At 71.3% G+C, this 17033-nt stretch carries 12 protein-coding genes and 1 pseudogene; 7 read left to right on the top strand and 6 right to left on the bottom strand.

Annotation, left to right across the window (positions count from 1 at the left end; translation table 11 throughout):
- Positions 1-117: 117 nt before the first annotated feature.
- From GGR71_RS14780 to GGR71_RS14770, 3 genes are all read left to right on the top strand, one after another.
- Positions 118-678, top strand: coding sequence for a Sua5/YciO/YrdC/YwlC family protein (locus GGR71_RS14780; protein ID WP_160957595.1), 561 nt, complete (start codon positions 118-120; stop codon positions 676-678).
- 465 nt (positions 679-1143) lie between these two features.
- The gene (locus GGR71_RS14775; protein ID WP_160957596.1) at positions 1144-1899 is read left to right on the top strand and encodes a DUF4124 domain-containing protein; all 756 of its coding nucleotides are present in this window, start codon (positions 1144-1146) and stop codon (positions 1897-1899) included.
- Positions 1899-2558 (top strand): DUF4124 domain-containing protein, encoded by a 660-nt coding sequence (locus tag GGR71_RS14770; RefSeq protein ID WP_160957597.1) that lies wholly within the window; start codon positions 1899-1901, stop codon positions 2556-2558. The genes GGR71_RS14775 and GGR71_RS14770 overlap by 1 nt, the downstream gene beginning before the upstream one ends.
- A gap of 249 nt (positions 2559-2807) precedes the next feature.
- On the opposite strand, the gene GGR71_RS14765 is transcribed toward GGR71_RS14770, so the two are convergent.
- The gene (locus GGR71_RS14765) at positions 2808-3581 is read right to left on the bottom strand and encodes an SDR family oxidoreductase (RefSeq protein ID WP_160957598.1); all 774 of its coding nucleotides are present in this window, start codon (positions 3579-3581) and stop codon (positions 2808-2810) included.
- 66 nt (positions 3582-3647) lie between these two features.
- Here GGR71_RS14765 and GGR71_RS14760 point away from each other — a divergent pair, with 66 nt between their 5' ends.
- Positions 3648-3875 (top strand): hypothetical protein, encoded by a 228-nt coding sequence (locus GGR71_RS14760; protein ID WP_237474244.1) that lies wholly within the window; start codon positions 3648-3650, stop codon positions 3873-3875.
- 81 nt (positions 3876-3956) lie between these two features.
- Here the strand turns inward: GGR71_RS14760 and sppA are convergent, their stop codons facing one another.
- From sppA to GGR71_RS21130, 3 genes and pseudogenes are all read right to left on the bottom strand, one after another.
- Positions 3957-5855 (bottom strand): signal peptide peptidase SppA, encoded by a 1899-nt coding sequence (gene sppA, locus GGR71_RS14755; RefSeq protein WP_160957599.1) that lies wholly within the window; start codon positions 5853-5855, stop codon positions 3957-3959.
- A gap of 76 nt (positions 5856-5931) precedes the next feature.
- Positions 5932-7302, bottom strand: coding sequence for an MATE family efflux transporter (locus GGR71_RS14750; protein ID WP_160957600.1), 1371 nt, complete (start codon positions 7300-7302; stop codon positions 5932-5934).
- Between the two features lie 658 nt (positions 7303-7960).
- Positions 7961-8917: pseudogene (locus GGR71_RS21130) on the bottom strand (hypothetical protein); the annotation flags it as partial.
- 483 nt (positions 8918-9400) lie between these two features.
- Here GGR71_RS21130 and GGR71_RS14740 point away from each other — a divergent pair.
- Entirely contained in the window at positions 9401-11590 is a 2190-nt protein-coding gene (locus GGR71_RS14740; RefSeq protein ID WP_160957601.1) for a primosomal protein N', read from the top strand.
- 392 nt (positions 11591-11982) lie between these two features.
- On the opposite strand, the gene GGR71_RS14735 is transcribed toward GGR71_RS14740, so the two are convergent.
- On the bottom strand, positions 11983-13716 hold the full coding sequence (locus GGR71_RS14735) for a VanW family protein (RefSeq protein ID WP_202404763.1): 1734 nt from the start codon (positions 13714-13716) through the stop codon (positions 11983-11985).
- 195 nt (positions 13717-13911) lie between these two features.
- Here GGR71_RS14735 and GGR71_RS14730 point away from each other — a divergent pair, with 195 nt between their 5' ends.
- Positions 13912-15216, top strand: a complete 1305-nt coding sequence (locus GGR71_RS14730; RefSeq protein ID WP_184452074.1) for an NAD(P)/FAD-dependent oxidoreductase — start codon at positions 13912-13914, stop codon at positions 15214-15216.
- Positions 15217-15273: 57 nt separating this feature from the next.
- Complete coding sequence (locus GGR71_RS14725) at positions 15274-15891, top strand: trimeric intracellular cation channel family protein (RefSeq protein WP_160957604.1); 618 nt, start codon at positions 15274-15276, stop codon at positions 15889-15891.
- A 128-nt stretch (positions 15892-16019) separates the two neighbouring features.
- Here GGR71_RS14725 and rpoH read toward each other — a convergent pair whose 3' ends face one another.
- The gene (gene rpoH / locus GGR71_RS14720; protein ID WP_048490856.1) at positions 16020-16898 is read right to left on the bottom strand and encodes an RNA polymerase sigma factor RpoH; all 879 of its coding nucleotides are present in this window, start codon (positions 16896-16898) and stop codon (positions 16020-16022) included.
- Positions 16899-17033 lie beyond the last annotated feature (135 nt).

Raw genomic sequence — 17033 nt, 5'->3', positions numbered from 1 at the left:
TCGGGGCTGAAGCCCCTCCCACATAAAAGCGGCACGGCCGGAGACTTGCGAAAATCCCGAGTCCCGCCCAACCGCTCCTCATTGTCCTTAGACGAGGACGTGCCGCATGATGCGCGCATGACCGACCTGTCGCTGAGCCATGCCGTCGCCGTCCTGCGCAAGGGCGGCGTGATCGCCTATCCCACCGAAGCCGTGTGGGGCCTGGGCTGCGATCCGCACGACGAGGCCGCCGTGACCCGCCTGCTGCGGATCAAGCAGCGGCCCGTGGACAAGGGCCTGATCGTGGTCGCTGCCGAACTGGATCCGCTGCGCCCGCTGCTCGACCTGTCGGCGTTGCCGCCGGACCGGCTGGCCGCGGTGCTGGCCAGCTGGCCGGGACCCCACACCTGGATCCTGCCCGCCGCCGCACACGCGCCGCCCTGGATCACCGGCGCGCACCAGGGCATCGCCGTGCGGATCAGCGCGCATCCGCTGGTGGCGGCCCTGTGCCGGGCCTGGGGCGGCGCCCTGGTGTCGACCAGCGCCAACCGCGGCGGCGAGCCGCCGGCGCGGCAGCGCAGCGAACTCGACCCATTGATGCTGAGTGACCTCGATGGCCTGCTCGACGGCGAGACCGGCGGCCTGGCCCAGCCCACCCCGATCCGCGACGCCGCCAGCGGCGAGATCCTGCGCGCCTGAGGCGCGGCCTCCAGCACCGCACGCCGACCTCTCGCTGCGCCGACGCCGGGCGGCAACGGTGCGATGGAGCAGCGTGGGCGCTTCGCGCACCGGACCCTCACCCCAACCCCTCTCCCGAGGGGAGAGGGGCTAAGCATTTCCCTTCTCCCCTCGGGACCATGGCCCCCTTTTCGGGGGAAGGTGCCCCGAAGGGGCGGATGAGGGTACGGGCGCAGCCTCGCACCGCCGGATCAACGCCTGCGCTTCGCGCTCCGTACCCTCACCCCAACCCCTCTCCCGAGGGGAGAGGGGCTAAGCATTTCCCTTCTCCCCTCGGGAGAAGGTGCCCCGCAGGGGCGGATGAGGGTACGGGCGCAGCCTCGCGGCGACAGAACAACGCGGCAACGTTGCCGCGACGCCATGGGGGCCTGAATCCCCACACGCACCGCCCTTTCCCTGGTCGCCCAAGGCGCGCAAGATGCGCGCATGCGCTTCTTTCTCCGCCCCTTGCTGCTGCTGAGCCTGTCGCCCTGGATCGGCGCCGGCTGGGCGCAACAGACGCAGACGGTGCGCAGCGACGGCGGCAATACCTCGGTGCGCATCTACCGCTGCATCGCCGCCTCCGGCGCGGTCAGCCTGCAGAACGCCCCCTGCGAGAACGCGCGCCAGCAGCAGGTGCTGGACATGCAGCGTCCGCGCGATCCGCCGCCGCGGCCGACCACCACCCTCAGCACCGATCCGGCACGTGCGGAGGCCTCCCCGGCACCGCTGCCGCAGCGCGAACTCCGCATCGTCACCGTGCAGCCGCCGCAGCCGATGTACGAGTGCGTCACCCCGGAAGGTGCGCGCTACACCAGCGACGACAACGCCGGCAATCCGCGCTGGGTGCCGCTGTGGGCTTATGGCTATGCCGAGGGTCCGTACGCGCGGCCGTCCGGACGCGGCCCCGATGGCCGCTCGCCCGTCCCGCCGGGACCGCCTCCGCCCGGCGGCCCACGCCCACCCGGGCCACCGCCGCCAGGGGGCGCCGCTGGCGCCGGCGTGATCGTGCCGGCCGGCAGCACAATGATTCGCGACACCTGCACGGCACTGCCCGAGCAAGAGGTCTGCGCTCGCCTGAGCGACCGCCGCTGGGAACTGATCCGTCGCTACAACAGCGCGCTGCAGAGCGAGCGCCGCGCGATGGAGACCGAACAGCGCGGCATCGATGCGCGCCTGGCACGCGATTGCGGCGGCAGCTGATGCGCCGCGCGCTCTGCTTCGCCATGGCGCTGACCTGCGCCAGCGCCGCGCACGCCGAACCGGTGGTGTTCTATCGCTGCACCGACGCGCAGGACAACCTGACCATCCAGAACATGCCCTGCCCCAAGGGCATGCGCCAGCAGAAGAAAGTCATGCAGGGCGTGAGCAGCGCCGCACTGCCGAGCACGCTCGCCGCCCAGCCCACGCCATCGTCGCCCCCTGCAAGCGCCACGAGCACCGCCACGCCTGCGGACGTGCCGACCCCGGCCGACACCACGGCTGCTGCACCACCGCCACCGCCACCGCCACCGCCACCGATGCTGCCGCCCCCGCCGCTGTTCACCTGCATCACCCGCGAGCAGGCGTCCTACATCGGCGAGGTCGCCGAACCGCCGCCGCGGTGCGTGCCGTTGAACACGATGGATCTGGACGGTGGGCCCAATCAGGCCGGCGGCAGCGCCTGCGAAGTGCTGCGCGACCAATGCAAGCCACTGCCCGCCGAGCAGCTGTGCGAGGCCTGGAAGAGCTACGTGGCCGAAGCCGAAACGCACTGGCGCTTCGCCGTGCCCGACCATGCCGAGGCGCTGCGCACGGAGTTCGAACGCCGCCAGCACCTGCTCGAGGCCAGCAACTGCGGCGCAGAGCAGCCAGCGCCGTGAGCCATCTTGCTCGCGCGCGGGTGTGCGCCTGGTGTCGTGGGAGCGGCTTCAGCCGCGACCGGGCGTGACCGGGAAAGCCTGGTCGCGGCTGAAGCCGCTCCTACGGATTACCCCCGCAGCCGCCGATCCACCGCGGTAAGCGCGCGCACCTTTGTGGGAGGGACTTCAGTCCCGACGACATATGCCCGGGGCCTCCTGCACTGTGCCTTTCGGCCGGCGCCCGGCGCGCACGCAGCCGCCGCACAGCCGCTAGAACCCGTAACGCAAAAACCCGCCGTCCACCGCGATGCATTCGCCGGTGATGTAGCTGGCCGCCGGCAGGCACAGGAACCCGACCGCCGCCGCCACTTCCTCCGGTTCGCCGATGCGGCGCATCGGCGTGCGCTCGATCACCTGGTCGTAGTAGTCCGGGTCCGACAGCGGGCCAGAGGTACGGCGGGTGCGGATGTACCACGGCGCCACCGCATTGACCCGGATGCCGTCCTCGGCCCATTCGGCGGCGAGGTTGCGGGTGAGCTGGTGCAGCGCCGCCTTGGTCATGCCATAGGGCGCGCCGCTGCGCACGTGGGTCAGCCCGGACACGCTGCCGACGTTGACGATCGCCGAGGCCGCGTGCTGCGCCAGCAGCGGATGCGCGTAGCGCGACAGCTCGAACGCGGAGAACAGGTTGGTCTCGAAGATGCCGCGCCATTCGTCCTCGGTGTAGTCCACCGCGGCCTTGCTGACGTTGCCGCCGGCGTTGTTGATCAGCAGGTGCAGGCCGTCGGCATGGTCCTCGACCCAGTCGAGAATCTCGCGGCGGTCCTCGTCGTCGGCGACGTCGGCGGCCAGCGCCAGGATGTCGCGTTCGGGAAAGGCCTCGCGCAGCTCGTCGCGCGCCGCTTCCAGCGCGTCCATGTCACGCGCCACCAGCAGCAGGTCGGCGCCGAAGCCGAGCAGTTCGCGTGCGATCGCCAGGCCGATGCCGGCGCTGGCGCCGGTGATCAGCGCGGTCTGTCCGTCCAGCCGCCAACGGTGCTGCATGCGCGTGCCTGTCTGCTCACATGGGAGGCGTAGGATGATACCTCCACCCTCGAGGAGGTCGCCGCCATGTCCGCACCACTGCGCAGGATGACGTTCGCATTGCCGCTGCTGGCACTGCTGGCCGCATGCAAGCCGGCGCCACCGCAACCGCCCGATGCGCCGCCACCGCCGAAGGCCAGCGCGTTGCGCACCGCCATCGCCCAGCCGCTGGACCGCGCCAAGCAGACCCAGGCCACGCTCGACCGCGCCGCGGCGACGCAGAACGCCGCGCTCGACGCCGCCACCGCCCAATGAAAAACGCCGGCCACGGGGCCGGCGTTGCAGGGATCAGGCGACGCGTCCGCGAGGGCGCGCCGCCACCGGTTCAGGGCCGGCTCACAGACCGCAGAAGCAGTAGGCCAGCGCCTTCACCGGCGCGCCCGGACGGGTGTCGGCCGCGTCCTTGACGAAGCGCAGCTGGGTGTCCAGCTCCGGCAGGCTGCGCGCCAGCAGGGCATGGCCCAGCGCCGAGTCGCTCAGCATCCACACGCCCAGGCGGCTGCCGGCGAACCCGCCGACGAACTGCGCGAACGGCGTGGCCGGCTTTTCGACGTAGCGCACCCGGTACTTGTCCGGGCCGCCCAGCTTGGCGCGCGCGGCGGCATCGGCCACCGCGTCCTTGAAGCCGCCGAACGCGTCCACCAGCCCGCGCTCCTTGGCCTGCGCACCGCTCCACACGCGACCGCGCGCAACCTGGTCGATGGCCTCGACCGACTTGCCGCGCGCCTGCGCGACCTTGCCGGTGAAGTCGGCATAGCCCTTGTTGATCACCGACTGGATCAGCTGGCCCACCGCCGGATCCATCGGCCGGGTCATGTCGAACGCGCCGGCGAAGCGGGTGGTGCCCACGCCGTCGGTGTGCACGCCGATCTTGTCCAGGGTGCGGGTGATGTTGGGGATCATGCCGAAGATGCCGATCGAGCCGGTGATCGTCGACGGGTCGGCATAGATGCGATCGGCGTTCATGCTGATCCAGTAGCCGCCGGACGCGGCCAGGTCGCCCATCGACACCACCACCGGCTTGCCGGCGGCCTTCAGCGCCACCACTTCGCGGCGGATCTGCTCGGAGGCGAACACTTCGCCGCCGGGCGAATCAACGCGCAGCACCACTGCCTTCACCGCGTCGTCGTCGCGCGCCTGGCGCAGCAGCGCCGCGGTCGACTCGCCGCCAATGCGGCCGGCCGGCTGTTCGCCGCCGCTGATCTCGCCCGCGGCGACCACCACCGCCACCTGCGGCCGCGAATCCACCGGCGAGCGGCGCAGATCCAACTGCTGCAGGTAGCCGTCCAGGTCGACGTTGCGATAGCCGGTGTCGGCATCGTCGTCGGCCACGCCGCGCTTGGTCAGCAGTTGCTCGACGTCTTCGCGGGTCTTCAGGCCGTCCACCAGCTTCTGCTGCAGGGCGAACTTGGCCAGGTCGCCACCGGCGGCGGCCACGCCCTCGGGCATGGTGTCGATGCCGGCGGTGATCTGCTCGGCGCTGAGCTTGCGCGCCTTGGCGATGTCGGCCACGTAGCGCTGCCACACGTCGTTCATCCAGAACAGGTCGGCTTCCTTGGACGCCGGCGAGGCCGCGTCGAGCACGTACGGCTCGGCGGCGGACTTGTACTCGCCGACCTTGAACAGGTGCACGTCCACGCCGAGCTTGTCCTGCAGGCCCTCGCGGAAGTACTGGCGGTAGCGGCCGAGGCCTTCCAGGGTCATCGAGCCCATCGGGTCCAGATAGACCTCGTTGGCCTGCGCGGCCAGCAGGTACTGCCACTGGTTCAGATTGTCGCTGTAGGCGACGATCTGCTTGCCGGAGCTGCGCAGGTCCTGCAGCGCCTTCTCCACCTCGCGCATCGAGGCGAAGCCGCTGGGCTGCAGCTTGTCCAGGCGCAGCGCCACGCGCTCGATCTTCGGATCGGTCTTGGCCGCCTCGATCGCGCGCACCAGGTCGCGCAACTGGATCTCCTGCGCGCCCTTGTCGTTCATCGCCTTGGCCAGCGCGCGGCTGACCGGGTCGGCGCTGAACTGCTCGACCAGCTTGCCTTCCGGCGCGATCAGCAGCGTGGTGCGGTCGCGCAAGGCCTTGCCGCCGTCGCCGCGCGCCATGGCGAACACCATCGCCAGCAGGATCAGCAACAGGAAACCGAAGAACAGCAGGTTGAAGATCAACCGGCGGGTGAAGTTCATCACATCCCACAGGCCGACGAAGAAGTTGGCGACGGGGCTGCGACGCACGGGTTGGTTCATGGAAAACTCCGAAGGGAAGGCGTCTTGCGCCTGCGCAGCATACCGGCTGCGTCAGGCGCCGCACATGCGTCTGAAGTCAGGGGGCCGCCGGTGCGGCCAGCAACCGCGCACTGCTCCAGCGGAAGCGCGCGCCCATCATCACCGCGGCCGCGGTCAGGCCCAGGATCAGGCCGATCCACATGCCCTGCGGCCCCCAGCCCAGCCACAGGCCAAGGCCGGCGCCGAGCGGCATGCCCAGGCCCCAGTAGGAGCACAGGGCCAGCAGCATCGGCACGCGGGTGTCCTTGAGGCCGCGCAGCGCGCCGGCCGACAGCACCTGCAGGCCATCGGGGAACTGGAACGTGGCCGCGTACAGCAGCAACGTGGAAGCCAGCGCCGCCACCGCCAGGTCGCTGGTGTAGACGCCGACGATGGCGTCGTGGCCGAACAGCAGCACCAACGCCGACAGCGCCTGGGTACCGAGCACGATCGCATAGCCGGCCCAGGCCGCGCCGCGCACGCCCACCGCGTCGCCGGCACCGGCGGCGCGGCCGACCCGCACCGTGGTCGCCTCGGCCACGCCCATCGGCACCATGAAGCACAGCTGCGCCACGTTGATCGCGATCTGGTGCGCGGCCGCCGGCACTTCGCCCAGGCGCGCGATCAGCAGCGCAGTGACGATGAACAGGCCGCCCTCCATCAGGATGGTCACGCCGATCGGCAACCCGGTCTTCAGCAGCCCCCCGATCGCGCGCAGGTCCGGCGCCTCGAACCGCGCGAACAGGCGTAGCGGCGCGAAGCGCCTGGAACGCGCCAGGTAGATCGCGAAGCACAGCGCCTGCGCCCACATCATGATCGCCGAGGCCATGCCCAGGCCGCCGGCGCCATGCTCGCGCAGGCCCCACAGGCCGAAGGTCAGCGCATAGCCGAGCGGCGCCAGCAGCAGCAGGCCGCCGAAGCCGAGCAGCATGGTCGGCAGGGTCCAGTGCATGCCTTCGCTGAGGTAGCGCATGCAGAAGTACAGCACCAGCGCCGGCACGCCCCAGCGGATCGCAAGCAGGAAGTCACGCGCGCCGGGCACGATCTCCGGGGCGATGCCCAGTTGCGGCAGCGCCATCGGCATCACGCTCAGGAACGCGAACATCAGCAGGCCCAGGCCCAGCGATAGCCACAGCGCCTGGCGGAACAGCGGCCCGATCTGCGCATGACGCTTGGCGCCGTCGAGCTGCGACACCGAGGCGGTCAGTGCGATCAGGGTGCCGATCGGGATCATCATCGGCAGCCACAGCAGCGCGGTGCCGACCGTCACCGAGGCCAGCGTGCGGGTGCCGTGGTGGCCGGCGATCACGTTGTCGACGAAGCTGATCAGGCCGGTGGAGACGTGCCCCAGGACCAGCGGCAGGGCGAGCCGCGCGGTGGTGCGCAGTTCGCGGCCCCGGACCGAGGCCGGGGTGGAAGACGAAAACATTGCAAGACTCTGGCGATCTCGCCGACTGCGGCCGCGCGGACAGCGCCTGACACCGGGTGGCGGAGGCCGCGCATTCTACCCGCTGCGGCGGATCACTGCAGGAGAGCCGGGACCCGGAGCCCGGGATTGGGGACCCGGAAAGTCAAAGTACCCAACGCGCCGCTCAGCGTGCGGCGCGCTGTTTCAACCAGGCGCCGCGGCTGTCGGCGCCCTGCGCCAGCAGGTCGCGGCGCAAGGCGGCACGGTCCTGCGGCGGGGTGCGTTGCGACAGCAACGCCAGATGCTCGCGCTGGTCCGCCGGCAAACTGCGCAGCAGGCCCAGCAGCGCCTGCCGCTGCGCCTCGGGCACGTAGCCCAGCAGCGGCTGCAGCGCCCAGAACTCGGCGCCCAGTTCCGGTCCGAGCAACCAGCCGTGACGCTCCAGCGCGTCCATCTCGGCGAATTGCGCGTGCAGGGTGTGCTGCTGCTCGATCGGCAGGCCGGCGAAGGCCGTGGCGACCTGGCGCAACCGCGCCTGCGCCGCCGCCGGCAACGCCTCCCAGGCCGTCTGGCGCGCGCGCAGCTGTGCCGGGGTCAGCGCCGGTGGCGTGGTCGTCGCCGCGGCAGGGGCGATGGCCGGGGCCACTGCGGCGGCAGGCGTCTCGGCCGCCTCGAGATCGGCGGCGCTGGGGGTACCGCGCTCGATCCGCGGCGGCGGCGCGCCGGCCGCGTACCACGCATAGAAGTCCAGGTCGTAGATCGCCGGCTCCGGCAGCGGCGCCGGCGGGTCGGCCGGCAGCGGCGGCGCGCTGGCGGTGTCCGACTCCGGCGGCAGCACTTCCACCTGCACCGGGCCGGTGTCGCCCAGCGCCAGGCTCGCGTCGCTGCCAACGGCCGCGGTGGCGGCACGGGACCGGTGCCACGGCAGGCGGTCCCAGAACACGGTGCCGATCAGGGCCAGGACCACGACCGCGATCACCGCCCCGGCCAGGCGCGTGCGCAAGGCCGGGCGCGCCCCGCCGCGGCGCGGGCGCGCAGGCGCCTTGTCGGGGGCGGGGAGCGTGGCCGCTGCCGGCGAGGCCGTGCTGCCGGCGATCGCCGCATCGCGCAGTTGCGCCAGGGCCTGCAGCCGCGCCGGCGGCAGGTCGCGCAGGCACTGTTGCGCCGCATCGGCCAGCGCGCGCCAGCCCGCCGCATCCGGCCGCCCGGCGGCGTCGCGCGGACAGGCCCGCGCCAGCGCCTGCTGGTAGTCCTCGGTGGACAGTTGCAGCACTTGCGCGGCCAGCGGCTCGTCCAGCCCGGCGACGATGCGCAGCAGCAGCGCCAGGCGATCGGCGGGCTGCAGGGTGCGCAGATGCGCCAGCGGCGCCGGCCAGGCGCCTTCGGCGGCATCGGCCTGGCGCAGGGTCGGCACCGCGCCGAGCAGCTTCCAGAAGCGCAGCGGCCAGTCGGCCATCGGCAGGGCCGCGGCGTGGCTGCGGAACGCCCGCATCGCCGCCGCCAGGGCCGGCATGCCGCGTTCGGCCCGGCCGCTCTGCAGGTCGGCCAGGACCGCGGCGCGGCGTTCGATCCCGCGCAGGAACGCGGCCAGGGCGGGCGGTGCGGCCACGCCGTCGGTGGGGGACGTGGCGGTCATCGGAACTCCATCATCGGCGCGATGATAGCGAGGCCGCCGCCGCGCCGCGCGCTTGACAGCGGCGCCCCGATCGGCTCATCCGCGGCCACCGTGACGACGGGTTGTGCACAGCGCCGGAAATTGGCCTGCGACTGGTCTTGTCAAGCCCCCGCGAAACCATGTTGCATCTGTGTTTCACGGCTAAGTTATTGTTATTGAAAGAATAAATGCGATTGGCGCTTTTTTGTCCAACTCGTTGCAGAGGCTTGTGAGTCCGTCTTCACGGCGTGGAGCATGCCGGTCATGCACAGCTTTATCCACAGCACGTGTGGATAAATTCGATTCTCCAAGCGGGGCGGCTATTTACGACCGGTTTATCAGTTTGCGGGCAGCAATCGCGCGCAACTCCTGGCGCTCGGGACCCGCTTGCCACGGCTGCTAGGGCGTGTCACCAATCCCCGAGCGGCATACTTGGGAATTGGTGACACGCCCTAGACTAGGCGGATGCCCTCCCCCGTCGCCACGCTGCGTGTCGCCCTGCCCGTGCCGCTGCCGCAGCTGTTCGACTACCTGCCGCCGCCCGGCGGCATGGTTGCCGACGGCGACGTGGGCCGCCGCGTGCAGGTGCCGTTCGGCAACCGCGAACTGAGCGGGGTGGTCGCGGCGATCGGCCAGGTCGAGGACACCGACGGCCTGCGCGCGGCGCAGGCGTGGCTGGACCCGTCACCGCTGCTGCACGGCGAGCTGGCCGAATCGCTGCGCTGGCTGGCGCGCTACAGCCATGCGCCGCTGGGCGAGGTGCTGGTCACCGCGCTGCCGGTGCCGCTACGCCGCGGCGAGCCGCTGCCCGACACCCACGCCTGGGCCTGGCGCCTGACCGAGGCCGGCGCCAGCCACCGCGCCCGGCCCGGCACCCGCCCGCACCGCTTCGCCGCGCTGCTGGCGGACGGGGCCATGGACGAGGACCGGCTGGACCAGGCGATGGACGACTGGCGCAGTGCCGCGCGTGCGCTGGCCAAGCGCGGCCACGCCGAGCGCATCGCGGTGCCGGCCAGCGCCGCGGCGCCGCAACCGCAGCCCGGGCCGGTGCCCAATGCAGAACAGCAGGACGCCATCGACGCGGTGGTCGCCGCCGCCGGGTTCGCGCCGTTCCTGCTCGACGGCGTCACCGGCAGCGGCAAGACCGAGGTCTACCTGCAGGCGATCGCCGCCTGTCTGGCGCGCGGGCGCCAGGCGCTGGTGCTGGTGCCGGAGATCGGCCTGACCCCGCAGACCCTGGCCCGCTTCCGCGCCCGCCTGGGGGTGCCGGTGCATGCACTGCATTCCGGGCTCAACGACAACGAACGCGCGCGGGTCTGGGCCGCCGCGTGGCGCGGCGAGGCGCAGGTGGTGGTCGGCACCCGCTCGGCGGTGTTCGTGCCACTGCCGCGGGCCGGGCTGATCGTGGTCGACGAGGAACACGACGGCAGCTACAAGCAGCAGGACGGCATCCGCTACCACGCCCGCGATTTCGCCTTGGTCCGCGGCAAGGCGCTGGACGTGCCGGTGCTGCTGGGCAGCGCCACGCCCTCGCTGGAGAGCCTGCACAACGCCGCCGGCGGCCGCTACGCGCACCTGCGCCTGACCCGCCGCGCCGGCGACGCCAGGCCGCCGACGGTGCGCGTGCTCGACGTGCGCAAGCGCCCGCTGCAGGACGGGCTGTCGCCCGAGGTGCTGGCGGGGATCGGGACTGCGCTGGCCGAAGGCGGCCAGGTGCTGGTGTTCAAGAACCGCCGCGGCTATGCGCCGGTACTGCTGTGCCACGACTGCGGCTGGACCGCGCCGTGCCAGCGCTGCAGCACCCCGCTGCACGCCACACCGATGACCGTGCACGCCGGCGGCCGGCGCCTGCAATGCCACCACTGTGGTGCGCGCCAACCGGCGCCGTTGGCCTGCCCGGACTGCGGCAGCCTGGCCCTGCAGCCACAGGGCATCGGCACCGAGCGCCTCGAAGAACGCCTGGTGCAGGCATTCCCCGACGTGCCGGTGCTGCGCATCGACCGCAGCACCACCCAGCGCCGCGATGCGCTGGAGACCCAACTGGCCACGCTCGGCACTGCGCCCGGCATCCTGGTCGGCACGCAGATCCTGGCCAAAGGCCACGACCTGCCACAGCTGAGCCGGGTGGTGGTGGTGGGTATCGACGAAGGCCTGTTCTCGGCCGATTTCCGCGCCAGCGAGAAGCTCGCGCAGCAGTTGATCCAGGTCGCCGGGCGCGCCGGCCGCGCCGCGCGTCCGGGCGAGGTCTGGCTGCAGACCCACCACCCCGCGCATCCGCTGCTGCAGACCCTGGTGCACGGCGGCTACCACGCCTTCGCCGCCGCGGAACTGGAGCAACGCGAGGCCGCCGGCTTCCCGCCGTTCGCGCACCTGGCGCTGCTGCGCGCCGAAGCCAAGCAGGTCGAACACGCCAACGCCTTCCTCGCCGCGGTGCGCGCGCTGCTGCCGGCGCAGGACGAAGTGCAGCGCTTCGGCCCGATGCCGGCGCCGATGCCGCGCCGTGCCGGTTTCCAGCGCACCCAGTTGCTGCTGTCGGCGAACACGCGGCGCGCGTTGCATGCCTTGCTGGACGCGGCGGTGCCGGCGATCCACGCGCTGCCGCAGGCGCGGCGCGTGCGCTGGTCGCTGGATGTGGATCCGCAGGATCTGTACTGAGGCGGCGGCGCATTCCTGCAAGACAGCTGCTAGAGCGAGTTGAAGAACAGCCAGCCGCATCCGATGGACAGCGCCAGCAACGGCAGGCTGACGCGCGTCGCCGAGCCGCTGATTCGCCGTCGTACATGGATGAAGCTGCAGATCGCCCCAATCCAATGCGCGATCCGACGCCGCGCGATCCGATTCCGTAGGAGCGGCTTCAGCCGCGACGGGCTTTCCCGGTAACGCCTCGTCGCGGCTGAAGCCGCTCCTACGGGGCAAAGGTGCGCATCGCCAGCCTGCGACAAGGAGATTGCTTCAAGATTGCCTGAAAGCCACTTAGAACGAACAACGCGTCGACGTGGCGAAGCAAACGGTGCCCTGCGGGCGACCGCAACACCCTCGGGTTTCGCTCAACCCGCCAGTCCCAATGCGTCGACCAACTGTTCGCGCAGCGCGGCGCTGTCGCCGGCCTCCACGCAGCGCCACGCGCCAGCGTCCGCGGACAGGCCGCAGGCGGCGGTGGCGATCACCGGCTTGCCCAGCGCCATGGCCAGCAACACGCCACGCGGCTGCTGTTCGATCCACGCCGGCAGCAGCACCAGGGAAGCAGCGCGTACGCCTTCGGCCATCGAAGCGACCCGCTGCACCGCGATGCCGTTCCAGAAGTCCGGCGTTTCCTGCGCGCCGGGCGGCAGCAGCAACACGAGCGGCAAACCACGCACCGCCTCGCGCAATTCGTAGGCACCTTTGCGTGCCAGCGCCGAGGCCGCCAACAGCACCCGCGGCGCGGCGTCCGCGGTGATGACCGCCTGCTCCGCCGCGCCCGCAGGCGGCGCCGGCCGTTGCCATTCCAGCGCAAGGCCACGCTTGCCGGCCAGCGCCAGCAGTTCACGGTGCGGGGTGATCCAGTGCCGCGCCTGCGCCAGCGCCGCGCGCTCGGCGGCGACCAACGCCGGATCGGCACGAAAGTCGCGCAAGGTGGGACTATGCGGATGCCGCTGCGCGGCCACGTCCAGGCGTGCCTGCAGCAGGTGCATCGGCAAGGCCGTCATGCACACGTCCCAGCGCCGTCCCTGCAACTCGCCGGCCAGCCACAGTTCCGGCAACAGGCTCTGCGGCACTACCAGGTCGACATCGTGCGCATCCAGCCGCCGCAACAGCGCTCGCAGGCGGATGCGCTGCGCATGCTGGCGCGCCTGCGGCAGCGGCATGCCGCGCCATAGCCACCAACGCCGCAACAACGCCGCACGCATTGCCGCGGCACTGCTGCGCGGCAATGCCAGCACCCGGTCGCCGGGCTGCTGCCGACGCCGGCGGTCCTCGGCGAACTCCGGCCAATCCTCGTCGACCAGCCAGGTGCGGTGCAGGCCATCGGGCACCATCGCCACGTGGCGATGGCAGGTACTGCGGCCGCAGCGGGTGCAGTCGTTGGCGGCATCGACGCCGGCCGGCGCGGTGCGTCGCTGCAGCGGCGGCAACGGCAACGCTGCCGGCGCCGCGGCACCGCCGCGGATGCGCACGTGCAGCGCCTCGCCATCCAGCCACACCTCCAGCCGCCACGGCGCAGCGGCGCGCAGGCGCAGGTCCACGTAGTTCCAGAACACCACCGCGTCGCGGTCGCGCTCGGCGAGGGATCCAGGGATCACCTGGGTGTGGCGATGCCGCTCGACGATCTCCAGGCCCTGCCGCAGCGCGGCGTCGTAGATCGCGTTGGACAACTGGCACAGGCCGCCACCGATCGAGGGCACCAGGCAGCCCTCGCGCAGTTCGCGGCCGGCGACGAAGCCGCGGCGGCGCGTGGCGCGGCCGAGCTGGCGCCAGAAACTGAAGGTCGCCCCGGCGGGCACCTCCACGCCATGCAGCGCACGCGCGGCCAGCCGCAGGTTGTGGATCTTGCCGGCCACCAACTGCGGCGCGGTTTCCTCGCTGGCGGGCCACAGCGCGGTAACCGATTCGGCGTAGGTGTCATCGGCGATCGTCAGGCCGCCCTCGCGGCGGTGCTTGCGTGGTCCGTCACGCAGATCGCGCAGCGCGCGGCGTCCTTGCAGCGCGCGGGTCTTGGCCCAGAACAACAGGCTGCGCCAGCGCGACGGCAGCGGCGCCTGCGGCGACGCCGACGCGCGCGGCTTCACTGTCGCCGACATGACCGTGCGTCCTCCGTGTCGCTGACCGCGCTTGGCATCGCGCTACTATACGAGCATGCAGGTCCGGCCCTCGACGATCGCGCAGCGCCCCACTGGCCGCGCGCGTTTCCGCGGATCGGTGCGCCGCGCAACTGCGCCGCGACCGTCGCGCCGACACCGGACGCCTCCTTTCCCCTCCCCCTCCTGGAGTCCTGCATGGACGACACGCGCGTGCCGAACCTGATCGTGGTCGGCGGCGGCTTCGCCGGCTTATGGGCCACCCGCGCCCTGGCCAAGACGCCGCTGCGCATCACCCTGATCGACCGCCGCAACCATCACCTGTTCCAGCCGTTGCTGTACCAGGTCGCCACCGCCGGCCTGTCGGCACCGGACATCGCCGCACCGCTGCGGCAGATCCTGCGCCACCAGGACAATGTCGAAGTCCGGCTGGGCGAAGTCGTCTACATCGACAAGCAGGCGCGGCAGGTGCGCCTGGCCGATGGGCAGACGCTGGACTACGACTACCTGCTGGTCGCCACCGGTGCCACCCACGCCTATTTCGGCCACGACGACTGGGCGGCGCACGCGCCGGGCCTGAAGACCCTGGACGACGCATTGCAACTGCGCCGGCACCTGCTGCTGGCGTTCGAGCGTGCCGAGGCGGAGACCGACCCCGCGGCGCGCGCGGCCTGGCTCAGCTTCGCCATCGTCGGCGGCGGCCCGACCGGCGTCGAGCTGGCCGGCACCCTGGCCGAGATCGCCCGGCACACGCTCAAGCACGAGTTCCGCCGCATCGACCCGGCCGAGGCACGGGTGCGGCTGATCGAAGCCGGACCGCGGGTGCTGTCCTCGTTCCCAGAACACCTCTCGGCCAAGGCGCAGAAGCAGTTGGAAAAGCTCGGCGTGGAAGTGCTGACCGGGGTGCCGGTCGCCGAGATCGACGCCCATGGCTACCGCCTCGGCAGCACCTTCGTGCCGGCGCGTACCGTGGTCTGGGCCGCCGGCGTGGCCGCCTCGCCGTTGGCCAAGACACTGCAGACGCCGCTGGACCGCAGCGGCCGCGTGCAGGTGCAGCCGGACCTGAGCGTGCCCGACCATCCGGAGCTGTTCGTGGCCGGCGACCTGGCCGCGGTGCAGCAGGCCGACGGCCGTCCGGTTCCCGGCGTGGCACCGGCGGCCAAGCAGATGGGCCGGCACGTCGCCGATACCCTGCGCCGACGGCTGCGCGGCGACACCGCCAGCGTGCCGTTCCGCTATGCCGACTACGGCAACCTGGCCACCATCGGGCGCATGGCGGCCATCGTGCACCTGGGCCGGCTGCAGCTCTCCGGCGTGCTGGCCTGGTGGTTCTGGCTGGCCGCGCACGTGTTCTTCCTGATCGGCTTCCGCAACCGCGTGGTGGTGCTGCTCAACTGGGCCTGGGCGTACTGGAGCTACCAGCGCGCCGCGCGGATCATCCTCGGCGATCCGCCCGCAGCGGAGGAAACGCAGGCGCAGGCCGCGCCGCCCGCGGACAGGTGACACTACACGGTCGGACTGCGATCCTAGCCGGCCTTTTGCTGCAGCGCAGTGCCCGTCTTGGCGACCTTCCTGTTCCTGCTCGACCTGCTGGGCACCTTCGTGTTCGCGATCAGCGGCGCCACCGTCGGCGTGCGCCATCGCCTGGACCTGTTCGGCGTGCTGGTGCTGTCGTGCGCGGCCGCGGTCTCCGGCGGCATCGCCCGCGACGTGCTGATCGGCGCCACCCCGCCGGCAGCACTGGCCGACGTGCGCTACCTCGGCGTCGCCTGCCTGGCCGGGCTGCTGGCCTTCTACCGTCACCACACGGTCGAGCGCCTGCGCAATCCGGTGCAGATCTTCGACGCGATGGGCCTGGCGCTGTTCGCGGTGTACGGCACCAGCAAGGCACTGGCGTTCGGCCTGGGCCCGCTCAGCGCGCCGCTGCTGGGCATGCTCAGCGGCATCGGCGGCGGCATCGTCCGCGACCTGCTGGTGGCGCGCACGCCGGTAGTGCTGCAGGCCGAGCTGTACGCGGTGGCGGCCCTGCTCGGCGGCGGCGTGGTCGCCGCGGCGCAGGTGCTGCACCTGCCGCAGCCCTGGGGCCTGGCGGTGGGCGCGGTGCTGTGCTTCGGTCTGCGCTTCATGGCGATCCGCTACGGCTGGCACCTGCCGGTGGCGCGTCCGCCGGAATCGTAGCGCACCGTCACTCACGCGGGCGCGCTTCCGCATTCGGCAGTCGTCGTTCCGCGATGTCGCCAAGAGGACAAAAGAAAGGCCCGGCAGTGCCGGGCCTTCGTGCGTTGCAAGCGATCGCCGCAGGCGACTCAGGCGACGAACAGCGCCTTCATCTTCTTCAGCGCGTTCGCCTCGATCTGGCGGATGCGCTCGGCCGACACGCCATACTCGTCGGCCAGCTCCTGCAGGGTGATCTTGCTGTCGGCATCCAGCCAGCGGCGCTTGATGATGTCGCGCGAACGCGCATCCAGTTCCGCCAGGCCTTCGCGCAGCAGCTGCAGCTGGTTGTCCTCGCTGTCGGCGCGCTCGTAGGCCTGCGAGGGATCTTCCTCGTTGGCCATCAGATACGCGGCCGGCGACGGCGGCGCGTGGTCGTCGTCCTCGTCGGACGGCGCATCGAAGCCGATATCGCGACCGGACAGGCGCGACTCCATCTCCATCACCTCGCGCTCGGACACGTTGAGGTCCTTGGCCACGGCGGTGACCTCGGCCGCGTTCATCCAGCCCAGACGGGTCTTGGACTTGCGCAGGTTGAAGAACAGCTTGCGCTGCGCCTTGGTCGTGGCGACCTTGACGATGCGCCAGTTCTTCAGGATGTACTCGTGCATCTCGGCACGGATCCAGTGCACCGCGAAGCTGACCAGGCGCACGCCCATGTCCGGGTCGAAGCGCTTGACCGCCTTCATCAGGCCGATGTTGCCTTCCTGGACCAGATCGCCCAGCGGCAGACCATAGCCGTTATAGCCACGCGCCACGTGCACCACGAAGCGCAGGTGGGAATGGACCAGTTCGCGGGCCGCGTCCAGGTCTTCCTGGTCGCGATAGCGAACCGCCAGTGCGCGTTCCTCGTCGGACGTCAGCACCGGGATCTGGTGCACGGCGCCGATATAGGCATCCAGCGAACCGAGCGGACTGGGGATCGGGAGGTTGTTGGGAACCAATGCGTTGGAAGTAAGAGTCTGGCTCATAGGGCTCATCTTAGCAGTCTACTAATTGGACTGCTGGGTACAGTAAAAAGTTCCTGTGTTCTGTTTATGCAACATATGAATCAGGAATGACACTGCATCACAAGCCGTTGCAACAATCGCGGGACGCATCGCCAT

It is taken from the genome of Xanthomonas sp. F1, from assembly GCF_014199855.1.
This window is presented reverse-complemented; position numbering and strand designations above follow the sequence as displayed.